Origin of the sequence: Enterococcus sp. RIT-PI-f, from assembly GCF_001297065.1 — a bacterium.
In the GTDB taxonomy this organism is placed as follows: Bacteria; Bacillota; Bacilli; order Lactobacillales; family Enterococcaceae; genus Enterococcus_D.
In genome coordinates this window covers 53,273-65,590 of the sequence record NZ_LHOX01000008.1, presented here as the reverse complement: position 1 = coordinate 65,590, position 12,318 = coordinate 53,273, and the positions used below count along the sequence as shown (strand labels likewise).

General features: G+C 40.0%; 8 protein-coding genes. 1 reads left to right on the top strand and 7 read right to left on the bottom strand.

Going from position 1 to position 12,318, the window contains the following annotated elements; genetic code table 11:
* Nucleotides 1-514 precede the first annotated feature (514 nt).
* The 5 genes from AEQ18_RS16030 to AEQ18_RS02595 form a co-directional block, all read right to left on the bottom strand.
* Nucleotides 515-2,797 (bottom strand): glycosyl hydrolase 53 family protein, encoded by a 2,283-nt coding sequence (locus AEQ18_RS16030; protein WP_054114815.1) that lies wholly within the window; start codon nucleotides 2,795-2,797, stop codon nucleotides 515-517.
* 63 nt (nucleotides 2,798-2,860) lie between these two features.
* Nucleotides 2,861-4,903 carry a beta-galactosidase gene (locus AEQ18_RS02610; protein ID WP_054114814.1) on the bottom strand — a complete coding sequence of 681 codons (2,043 nt, stop codon included), beginning with the start codon at nucleotides 4,901-4,903 and terminating at the stop codon, nucleotides 2,861-2,863.
* A gap of 9 nt (nucleotides 4,904-4,912) precedes the next feature.
* Nucleotides 4,913-5,767 (bottom strand): sugar ABC transporter permease, encoded by an 855-nt coding sequence (locus tag AEQ18_RS02605; RefSeq protein ID WP_054114813.1) that lies wholly within the window; start codon nucleotides 5,765-5,767, stop codon nucleotides 4,913-4,915.
* A 1-nt stretch (nucleotide 5,768) separates the two neighbouring features.
* Nucleotides 5,769-7,040 carry a carbohydrate ABC transporter permease gene (locus tag AEQ18_RS02600; RefSeq protein WP_054114812.1) on the bottom strand — a complete coding sequence of 424 codons (1,272 nt, stop codon included), beginning with the start codon at nucleotides 7,038-7,040 and terminating at the stop codon, nucleotides 5,769-5,771.
* A gap of 47 nt (nucleotides 7,041-7,087) precedes the next feature.
* A complete protein-coding gene (locus tag AEQ18_RS02595; protein ID WP_326930182.1) occupies nucleotides 7,088-8,356 on the bottom strand; it encodes an extracellular solute-binding protein in 1,269 nt (422 codons plus the stop codon).
* Nucleotides 8,357-8,625: 269 nt separating this feature from the next.
* Between AEQ18_RS02595 and AEQ18_RS02590 the strand changes: the two genes are divergently transcribed.
* Nucleotides 8,626-9,636 (top strand): LacI family DNA-binding transcriptional regulator, encoded by a 1,011-nt coding sequence (locus AEQ18_RS02590; protein ID WP_054114810.1) that lies wholly within the window; start codon nucleotides 8,626-8,628, stop codon nucleotides 9,634-9,636.
* A 90-nt stretch (nucleotides 9,637-9,726) separates the two neighbouring features.
* Here AEQ18_RS02590 and AEQ18_RS02585 read toward each other — a convergent pair whose 3' ends face one another.
* Nucleotides 9,727-10,653: a DUF7916 family protein gene (locus tag AEQ18_RS02585; protein WP_054114809.1), complete on the bottom strand. Its 927-nt coding sequence runs from the start codon at nucleotides 10,651-10,653 to the stop codon at nucleotides 9,727-9,729.
* Nucleotides 10,654-10,674: 21 nt separating this feature from the next.
* The gene (locus AEQ18_RS02580) at nucleotides 10,675-11,949 is read right to left on the bottom strand and encodes a PTS sugar transporter subunit IIC (protein ID WP_054114808.1); all 1,275 of its coding nucleotides are present in this window, start codon (nucleotides 11,947-11,949) and stop codon (nucleotides 10,675-10,677) included.
* Between the last annotated feature and the right edge of the window lie 369 nt (nucleotides 11,950-12,318).

Here is a 12,318-nt window from a genome sequence, read left to right as displayed (position 1 = left end):
ATGAAAATACGCATTTATATGATTAATCATTTAATTGAAGTGAAATAACATAAAAAACCAAAACAGATTTGATATCATCTGTTTTGGTTTCACTTAAATCTTTTACATCAGTCCTGATTGACAAAGAAGAACTTTTTGATTTGACGGTTAAATAACGTTAGATTGATGGTCCTTTATAAGAAGCGGTTATAAACATCCAAAGAATAAGTTGAAGTTGTGAATATTCGTTTAATTGAGCATCTGTAGTATTGATAAAAATGATAGAAATCAGATAAATAAATCAAATAGACAAAAATACTCTATAATTTAAGTTGCGTAAAAATGTGAAGCCCATGATCTGTACAAAAGCCAACCCTACGGAGAATTGGCCTGGCTTTTTTTGCGCGCTTTTTAATAAAAACTTGTGGATTAGATAGCAACTTTTTATGGATCATCGACTGTATGATTCTTGTCTAACCATCTTCTTGCGTTATTCACCGTTTGATTTTCCAATTCACCAATCGGATAGATGAAATTATTTTTTTCTATTTTTATTCAATTTCCAAAAACCTGCACCGGAGAGAATCAACAAACCACAGCCTAATAGCACAATCATATAAGCATCTCGGCTACCTGTTGCAGGTAATGCTGTTTTGTCATCTTCATTCGCAGATAGGCTCACTGTTGAAGATGCCGAATTTTCATTGCTTTGTTGATTATCTGAACTTTCACTGCTTTGTGAATTTTCACTACTCTGTGAACTTTCTGTACTTTCACTGCTTTGTGGATTTTCGCTACTCTGTGAAATTTCTGTACTTTCACTGCTTTGTGGATTTTCGCTACTCTGTGAAATTTCTGTTCCATCTGTATCTTCATCATCAATATCTCGTATTTTGATCAGCTGCAGATCATCGATAGTTCCCCATGAATTGGCGGAAGCCTTTATATGCAATGATATAGTGACTTCACCAGATCTGACTTCAATCTCATTGATTTCTCCAGATTGCCAATTCATCCAGCCATTCAATCCACCTATTCCACCTGTGTATAAATCGTCGGAAATAGCAGAAACTTGAAAGAAATCAGCACTATCTGTAAATTGACCTTGAACAAATGCACCAAAATAATAAAGACCATCAGGAAGGTTCTCGACTTTTTGAGACACAGTAAACGATAGAGCGTCAGAATGCCAAAAATGCAACGCAGACACACCATCTTTACTATCATAATCTATGTGGTTGACATAACTTGCATTTTGACCTTCTGCATTCGTTATTTTCCACATAGATAAATCAGCGTCCTCAAAACTGCCATTCAAAAGGTAATTTTGTGCTAAAACCAGAACAGTCAATGATGCAAACCCATCATATCCGGCAACAGTACCTTGAACATTGTATTCACCAGATTTTGTCATATCAATCGCAGATAATTGCTCCTCATTCCATAGAACTGGAAGAATTTCCTGTGTCCCGTCATTATATGCAACAGTAACGGAATCAGGCACGACTAACGGCTCCCCTAGATTCATCTGAAGACGTATCGGTAAAACTTGTTCAATTTTCTTTTCGGCAGTCGCCCCTGTTTCTATATACGTAAAAATTTTCAATGACGGTAACGGATTTCCTTCAAAATCAAACAAGGCTTGATTATCGACTGCGCTTCCGCCATACCAGACACCGGCATCTTCTGGATCATATTTCTTGGCAAAACTAGTTGCCCACCCAGATCCATGTTTTTCCCACAACAGCTTGTTCTGTTCGAGCGTATCCGGTGGTCCAACTGGAAGCCAAGCGGGTTCCCATAAGAAAACACCTAGACCTTTATCCCCCACGTCAGCAACAGCTTGAAACACATTACGTATGGCAGTCGCTTGACCTTGAACAGAAATTGGATAGTCATAGACCAAAGTTTCCCCTTCGCGCACAGTGTTCGCATGTCCATCCCCATCATCCCATGTATACGCATAGGATGTCTCTGCCACCATCACTTCTTTATCATACGTATCAGCAACTTCCTTTAAGACAGACGTCAAATTACTGAGTGTGCCATGCCAATAAGGATAATACGAACTTGCAAACACATCATAGTCAACTGAATACTGATTTAAAGTTTGACTAATTGTTCGATAAAACCCGCTACGTTCTGGATTGGTGAAATGTAAAGCAACCTTACTTGTTGGAAGCACCTCTCGTACTGCTCGGCTACCTGCGTTAAACAGACTGCTCATATCTGCCCAATTGCTCTCTCCTACGAATTGGCTATTGGTTTCATTTCCTACCTGCACCATGCCAATATTGACACCCGCTTCACTCAGCTTTTCTAGCGACGCTTTAGTATAATCATAAATAGCTGTCTCTTTTTCGGACACAGTGTAAGTTTCCCACGCTTTTGGTGTGTGTTGTTTGCCAGGATCTGCCCAAAAATCCGAATAATGAAAATCAATCAGTACTTGCATCCCCGCTTGTGTGGCACGTAGTCCCATTTCTAGAGCTTTATCTAAATCATTGTTGCCGCCACCATAACCATAGCCGTCAGAAGTATACGGATCATGCCAAATGCGGATACGTGCATAATTCGCCCCATTATCCGCAAACAATTGAAAAAGGTCCCCTTTATTTCCCTCCTCATTATAAAAGATTATCCCACTATCTTCTAAGGATATAACTGAAGATACATCTACGCCTTTGATGGTATCGCTATTGACTCCATTCACTGGTTCCACATAAATAGACGGATTTGTTTCCGCTTTCACTTCTTTATTCTCAAAACCTAATACCATTAGTGTACTCAACAAAAACAAGACATACTTTATTTTCATTCATTGCTCTCCTTTTTAAAAAAGGAATTGAAATGTTTCATTTCAATTCCTTTCAGATTTTACTTATCCATCAGTTGTTCGTATCACCTTGACTTCATACGGAGCCATTTGGATCGGTTGGCTCGTCGGCGCATTTTTCAATAAATCAATACCTTCAGATGCCACACGGATTTCTTGAGATTCTTCAGAAAAGTTCATCACGAAATAATGATTGTGGCCTCGCTGTTGAACAGAAACTGCAAGATGGCCTTGCTCTATCCAAGGGTTTGCTAAGTCTAGATTGTCGATGATTTGATCATAAAAAGCCCCTAAGAAATCTCCCGTGGTGCGAGCACCAATATAATAGGCTTCACCTGTACCAAAAGCATGTTTTGTGACACTTGGACTTTGCGCATAAAAATCATCTTGATACGTGGCTAGCACTTCTGCAGCTTGATTTTCAACGATACTGCAATAATCATGCACATCATAATTTTTTCCGGCAAATGAAAGGTTGTTCTTTTGCTTCGGATATAACGTATCTGTTTCTTTGACAGCGATCCCGAACAAGTCTTTGAGTTCTTGTGGCCACCCATTTAAATAGGCCAAGTCTGTTTCATTCACATAGCCCGTCAAATATGTAGATACTAATGTTCCGCCCTTCTTTGTGTATACTTTTAATTTTTCCATTGTTTGCTTCGTCATTAAATAAAGCATAGGAGCAATCACAAGTTGATACTTGCTCAAGTCCTGATCTGGCGTGATCACATCTACAGATATATCATGATCCCAAAAATAACGATAATGCTCTTGCAGGGTTTCTGGATATCGCTTGCTCTTTAAGCCGAAACCTTGCGCATCGTTTAACGCCCAGTTGTTATCCCAATCATATATGATCGCTACTTTAGCATCGATATTTTTCCCTTTGATCTCCTTTATTTTCTCCAACGATGCGCCGACTTTTGCAACATCTTGGAAGACACGATTGTGTTCATCATTGTCATGATCAACCACAGCACCGTGGAATTTTTCAGAAGAACCACGAGACTTTCGCCATTGAAAATACAAATTGCTGTCAGAGCCATGTGCCAAAAATTGCATAGAAGACAGCAAGTGCATCCCAGGTCTTTTGGTTTTATTGACATCGTGCCAGTTGACACCACTTGGCGTTGATTCCATAATCAAAAACGGCTGCTGCTTCAAACTACGATAGAGATCATTGATAAAGCCAACTTTGCTTGCTAAATCAGCAGTTGTTTCCCAATCGTTATGCCATGCCGGATAACAGTCCCAACTGATGATGTCGACATGTTTGGCAAATTTTCCATAATCCAAACTTTGAAAAGGGATCAAATCATACGTATCCGCCATGAAATTGGTTGTTATCGGTACATTAGGTGATAAAGATCGAATATCTTTGATTTCATGTTCATAGAAATCAATCGTCTGATCTGTCACAAATCTGCGCCAATCTAAATTCAATCCATGCACTTGCATCTCGCCAATAGGTGAAGGTGATTCAATTTGCGCCCAGTCAGTCACGGTATGGCTCCAGAAAGGTCCCCACCATGCTTGATTCACAGCCTCTAGAGTTTGATACTTATTTTTCACCCACAGTCGGAAGTTTTCCTGACACAAGTCGCAATGACATTCACCAGAATACTCATTTGAGATATGCCACATCAATAGCGCAGGATGATCATGGTAACGTTCTGCTAGCTTCCGATTGATGATGGCAACTTTTTCCCGATAAATTGGTGAAGAAAAACAATGATTGTGTCTACCACCGTGCAGCATCTTTTCTCGGTGCCCGTTCGTTCTTAATACTTCAGGATACTTTTGGGATAGCCAAGCAGGTCGTGCACCGCTCGGGGTTGCCAAAATGACGTTTCCGCCTTTTTGTGCAATATTATCCATTACACGATCCAGCCAGTCAAAATGAAAGACCCCTTCTTCCGGTTCTAGGGTGCTCCAAGCAAAAATACCTAATGAAAATGTGTTCGTATTCGCTTTATCCATTAGCTCTAAATCTTTTTGCAATATCTCAGGATAGTCCAACCATTGGTCCGGATTGTAATCTCCTCCATGCAAAAAGCGCTTTTCTAAATCATATCTTTTTTGTTCCATGTCGCCATCCTATCCTTTCGTTCCCCCAGCAGTTAAGCCAGAAACGAAATGTTTTTGTAATGCAATAAATACGAGTGCAATGGGAATACTGATCAAAATTGCTCCTGCCGCAAAGGTCGTGTAACTAGCACCCATCTTATCCGTCACGAGCTTATATAGTCCAATCGGCAAAGTATAGTATGATGGGTCCCGAAGCAGCACTGAAGAAAGTGCAAAATCCCCCAATGGGCCAGTAAATCCGTTCATTGCCACAACAGCCAACATTGGCCGCGACAAGGGAATCAGTATTTGCAAGAAAATACGCGTATTGCTCGCACCATCGATTTTGGCGCTCTCATCTAAATCAATTGGAATTGAATCAAAATATCCTTTTAGCAAATAAGTATTCATCGGGATTTGTCCGCCAACGTATATCAAGATCAATAACCAATGACTGTTGATCAATCCAAGCATCTGAGCTAAAACAAAAATTGCGATCAACGCAGAAAATTGCGGAATCATCTGCAAAAGCAAAAAGAGCATCAAGCCATTTTTCCGCCCAGAAAAACGAAACCTAGAAAATGAGTAAGCCGTCATCGACACAAAAACCAAAGAAAACAGCATGGTGAAGACACTGATTTTCAAAGAATTCAGATGCCACTGTCCATAATAAAGTTCATTTTCTCCAGAAAACAATTTGATGAAATGTCCAAAGGTAGGATTTTCCGGAATCATGCGGGTACTCACTAAGCTGTTCCCCGGATTGAAGCTCGCCCCGATCGTCCACAAGAGTGGATAAATGATGATGACTACGACTAAAATCAGCAGTAGATACGACAACGTCAATCGTACTATACGTTGTTTTTTCAAACTCGATTGCTTCATATTAATCCACCTCCTTGAAAGAATTGGTTCGTCTAAATTGCCAAAGTGCGATCGCAATCACAAAAATCGACAGCAAGATCGTTAGTGCAGCAGCTAGTGCATATTGGCTGTTTTGCATGGTCAGTTTATAGATCCACGAGACCAATATATCCGTTCCGCCAGCTGTAGAACCTGGAACCGCTGGTCCACCAGAATTGAACAAATAGATGATATTAAAGTTATTAAAATTAAACGTATATTGAGTAATTAAAATTGGCGCCATTGCATACAACAACAGTGGTAGTGTGATTCTGCGGAATTTTTGAATGGCTGATGCACCATCAATCGTCGCAGCTTCATACAAATCATCTGGAATAGATTGCAAAGTTCCTGTTGTAACAATAAAAATATACGGAAAGCCTAACCAGCCTTGGATCATTAATAACGCCAGTCGTGTCCAATTCACACTTGTCAGCCATGGGATAGCTGAAATATTGAAAAAACTCAAAAGCGACTGATTGATTGCACCGAAACTATCATTAAACATACCAGCAAAAACCAAAATCGTTACAAAGCCAGGTACGGCCCACGGTAAAATCAATATTGTTCGGAAGAATTTTTTGAATCGCAGTTCTTTTTGATGAACAACAACGGCTAAGAAAATACCAATCGCCACTTGCAACGTTGAAGCCACTAAGGTCCAAATCACCGTCCAGCCCAACACATTGAAGAATGTTGCGCGCCAAATATCAACAGTGAAAATCTTCTTGAACGTATCAAAGCCTACCCAATCAGCTAAGTTGGCTGGCGCTGAATGATATAAATCATAGTTGGTAAAAGCCAACGCAATACTAAACAGAATTGGGAAAATGACCGAAAAAATCAACAAGAAAAACGCTGGACTACTCATAAGATATGGATATCCTTCAGTAAGTAAAGCCTGATAACTCTCTCGAATCGAATTGACCTTTAATCCGTTGTCTCTTGCTTCGCCGTTCTTATACGCATCTCGCAAATTCAAATAATAAAAGAAGAGACCACATGCAATCACGATCAATGCGACTAAACCTTCTGCCAGCAGAAAAATCGAATTATCTCTTGGCACCTCGACACCCAACGTCATCATGCCCCAAAGTCCCATATTGAATAAATCTTTGAAGACAACCCCATACATCACAAAAAAGAACAGAAATAACGCGCCTTTTATTTTCTGATGATTATAGAATTGTCCTAGACCTGGGATCACAGAGAAAAGCATGGCCTTCTTTCCATAAGAACTTTTGTGTTGGTCCATTTTTTATGCCCCCTAAAAAAAGGCGACGGATTCCGCCGCCATATCTTTTAATTTTGTGTTGCCTCTATTGCCGATTTGATCTGATCAACGGCTTGCGGCAAGGCTGTTTTCGGCTCATCTTTTCCAGTTGCTATCGTTTGTAAGGCAGCATCAATCGGTTCCCAAACAGAGTTCATCGCAGTAATTCCCGGTGTCAATTCAGCATATTGAGATTGTGTAGCAATCGCTGTTGCGCTCTCGCTTTCCTTGACTGTTGGATCTTCAGCCAATGCTTCAACCGCTGGTACTTCCAATGTTTTTTCATAACGAACTTTAGCATTTTCTTCATTGCTGATAAATTTGACAAATTCTTCTGCTAATTCTGCATTTTTAGAGTAGCTGCTCACATTATAGCTTTTCACACCAATGAAGGAACCCATGTGCGCACCATTCCCCAACAAAGGTAATTCCTTGACCCCGTAGTCGATCCCAGCTTCTTCATAAGGCGCCAAATTCCATGGGCCAGAAATGACTGCTGCGGCTTTTCCTTCTGTAAACAATGAATCTAACACGTTGATTCCTTGTTCGCCCACGATTCCTGAAGGAAATAAACCGGAATCATAGAATTGTTGAATGTACTCGGCACCTTCGATTGCGCCATCATTGGCTAACCCAATATCCTCTGCATTGAATCCACCATCATCATTGGTGCCAAAAACATACCCTCCGTACCCGCTCAATACACCTTGGGCATAGTAGATTTGATCCCATAATGCCAATAAACCAAATTGATCATCTCCAGCCACAGATGTCGAATATTCAAGCCATTCATCCGTCGTCGTTGGTAGACCTTCTTCGGAAATCAATGCTTTATTATAGTAAAGGATCTGGGTCTCAACGGCTTTCGGCAACCCATACACCTTGCCATCAACGATTTGTGATTGCATCGCAGAGTCGGTATATATATCTTGTGTTGCTTGGTCCACGTCCAATTCTTTCAGTAACCCTTCCGTGACGGCAGTGCCAATCTGGTCACCAGGAATGGTGATCACATCCGCGCCAGTTCCCGCTGGACCATCTAATCGTAAATCTTCGATCTGCCCTCCATAAGCTTTCTCTACAACTTTGATTGTTACATCATGTTCTGCTTCAAATTGCTTCACAGCATCTTCGATACCAGCTGATTTAGCCTGGTCTTCCCAAACCAATAAGTCATAATCGTTGTTGTTGGCCGCCTTTGTCCCAGAAGTATCTGTACTATCTCCTTGCGGTCCACATGCCCCTAGCCCCAATGCTGCTGCACTTAATAATAAAATTCCTAAACTTTTTCTTACCATATCCATCCACCTTTGCTTTATTTTATGTAACCGCTATCTTCATTTCTTATAATAAATTATTTTACTTTAATTGTAAATAGTTTTACTAGATAAATTTTATAAATTTAGTAAATTTATTTAATTAATCGCTGAATAAATCGCAAACATTGCAGGAATACCACTTAGACAAAAAGATATTTTCAACCGAACCTAAACCAAGTAAAGCTATTTAGTAAATTTCTTTACTTCCTGCGTGAAATCCTCTATACTAAGTCTCGAGGTGAAAAACCATGGTAACCATCAAAAAAATTTCGGAACACTCAGGCTATTCGCAAGCCACTGTTTCTCGGTTGTTGAACGGCGATGACTCTCTCTCTATCACACCGGAGACACGAAAGAAAATTATCCATACTGCGCTTGCTTTGGGGTATGATCGCTCAAAAATAAAAACCACTCTTGAAAAAATCGCCGTTGTATTCTGGCTTACAGAGCAAGAAGAACTACAAGATGTTTATTTTCGCCAATTAAGAATCACTTTAGAAAAATATGCCAAAATCAACAATCTAGAAATTCAATTGATTACCCATGAAGATCAGGTCTTAGAAATACTCAAACAAGTTTCAGGATTTATCGGGATCGGCTCTTTTGACAAAGAAGAGTTGCGTCGATTTAAATCTGTTTGTTCAGCTGGCGTTATTCTCGAAATCAATCCCGAGCCAGAATTGTTTGATACGGTCAAACCTGATACTGACAGAATCACAAAAAAAGCCTTAGATCTTTTTCTAGAAAAAGGCTATACCGATATTGGCTTTATTGGCGGTGCATTTTTAAACCCCAATACACATCAAGAAGAACAAGATAGTCGCGAAATTATTTTTCGTCAAAAAATGAGCACAAAAGATCTACTGAACGACAATTATATTTTCTCAGCTGGAAAGTTCACGGTTGGCCAAGGATACCAGTTGACTATCGATATGATCAATACACTAAAGGAAGAGTTGCCAGAAGCCATCTTCGTCGCCTCTGATACAATTGCCGTAGGTGTATTGCAAGCCCTGAACGAACATTCGATCACTGTACCAGATCGACTAGAATTGATAAGCGTCAATGACAATGACATCGCTAAATTTGTTTCTCCCCCTTTAACCACTTTCCGCATTGATGTGGAAGAAATCGCTAAGACATCAATTGATATGCTGGTGGATCAAATCGTCCATCCGCGAAGTATCACCAAAACAGTTTTGTTGGGTCTAGAACTAGTCGTACGTAAAAGTTTTGTGCCTGAAAATAAAGCAGATTAATTTTTCCAATATAACTAGCATGGCTCTAGAAAAAACCAGACAGTAGAGATTGTCTACCGTCCGGTTAGCGTTCTAGCCATGCTTATTTTATTATCTGTTGATCGACCGCGCGAACCTTGCTGCTGTGTGTCGCTTTCCACGAATGGTATTCGACAATACTTCGATGTTTTCAATTCCATAGATGCCCATATTTGCATCACCAATATGCTGGATATCAACGCCTAAGATCTTATTTCGCAATGCAATTTCTCGTATAGTTTCAGGATCAGCACTTTCTTGGCTTGTCCCAATTGCGCTCATCACCAACACATCATGTTGATGCGCATACCCAATAGCATCCGCTAAAACAACTTCCGAAATCCCTGGAACTGTCCCGATGGCAGGAACCAAAAGGATATCTGCGCCTGCAGAAACGATTTTCTCGACTGTTTGTTGGTCCACTACAGGTTCATTGACCCCAGCTCCATGCATCTTCCCTGCAATAATCAAGCCATCAAAATGTGTTTTGGCCGCTGCAATACTGCCGATGATTGCTTCATTTGAAACCCCCACCCCAGGATTTCCAGTCAAACAAATAAAGTCAAAGCCTAATTGATTTGCTCGCTCAAAGCTTTCTTTCGTTGCCTGTCTGCCTTCTGCGATTTCAGTTCTGTCCTCAGCCATCAGCGCATTCGGATCAATAGGTTCCAAATTCAATCCTATCGGCAAACCGACCAATTTCTTTAAATCACGAATCAAATGCTCTTTGCCTGTAGTTTTGATTTCTGAAGCGGCATTTTCATTGTACATGCCTAAAACAACTGGATTAGCGGTATCAAATCCATTTAATAAAATCATATCAGCACCATACGCCCGCGCAAATTCGCTATAGGTAATGTTGTGTTCTAAAGGCGGATGCAATACGACATTCTCTGATAAAATGATGCGTCCTTCGCTCGCTTTGATACTTTGTTTTAGTTCGTCTTTGGTCATTTTCTCAACTTCACTTGCTGTTGCACTCAATAATCGTTTTACCATGATGATCCTACTTTCTATAAGTTAATTGATTTCTTTATCTAGCTGCGCTTTATCCATGATCAGGAAGAAAGGCAAGTAACATAATACATCAACAGCGATCAAAATAATCTGCCAAATCACACCTGAAATGTGTCCCGTTGCCAAAAAACCGCTGATCAATGGTGGCGTTGTCCAAGGAACTGCTACACCGATTGTTTTATGCAATAATCCCGCGCTCATGGCAAAGTAAGCAATCACTACATTGACAACTGGTGTAAAAAGAAAAGGGATCAAAAGGGTCATATTCAACATAACCGGCAAACCAAACATGACCGGCTCACTGATATTAAAGAGATTTGGCACAGCAGCGATGGGTTTTAATGCTTTAGATTGCGCACTCTTTCCGAAGAAAATCAATGCAATCACTAAACCTAAGACTGCACCGCCACCACCAATATAAGCAAACATATCAAAGAATTGAGAAGTTAAAATATGTGGCAGTTCTTGTCCACTCTGGAAGGCAACGCGATTGGCATCCGTATTGGCCAAGAAAATAGGACCAGTAACCGAGCCAACGATATTCCCACCATGAATCCCCATAAACCAGAATAAGCTATTCAAGAATACCGTAAGAATCGCCCCAGCTAGTGTGCCGCCAATGAAACTTAAAGGCCCAGCCAAACTTGTTGCTAATAATAAATGGGCATTTTCAAATGAGGATAAATCGATCATAAATGCGACTATAAATGCAAGTAATAATATCACTGTGCCTGGAATCAATGCAGCAAAACTACGGCTAACTGCCGGAGGAACACTTTCAGGCATTTTTATGACAATGTTACGCCGGACAAAATATTGAAAGATCCAAGCAGAAATCAGTCCCACAACAATCGCAATAAAAATACCTTGACTGCCCATAAATTTAACTGGAATACCTTCGCCAGCATCAGCAATCACATTCGGAGTCAAAATCAACCAAGCTGAAATTGAAATGACACCAGCACTCGCACCATCGACATTATATTGTTTGGCCATACCGGAGGCAATCCCAAATGCAGCAATCAACCCCATAATCCCAAATGAAGAGTTGACCACGTGGTTAAACATTGCTAGGAGGCGACCATCATACAATCCTGCCAGCCAATCGGTCCAACCAGCAATTGGAAAACTACTTATAATCAGAAAAATACTGCCAATAATAATCAAAGGCATCGCAAGCGCAATACCATCACGAATCGCAATCAAACCCTTAACATTACCAATTTTTACTGCAATCGGCATCAGTCTTTTTTCCATCCAAGCTTCAATTTTTTTCATCTCTATCCCTCCATTTTCCAAACCATGCGATAGCCTACCAATTCAAGATGTATATCCTCCTTTCATCAAATTTACTTGAACACAAACCGAGTGAAGAACCTTGCAACGATCAAGATTCAATGACACACGTTGTGCATAAGAACAAGTCTATAGAAACCATTGACTTTAATCAATTTAAAAAAATAATCAAAAGGACAAATTCCTAACATTGTTCATTTTTACACATGAAAAATGAGCGAAATCCTAAATATAAGTTTGTATGAACTATATCTTACGTACTTTTTTTACAATTATTTAGGGTATTTCATTATTTTCGTCTAATCATATTTTTTAATTCACAAAAACGCTTTCATTTGTAAATTGCCTATT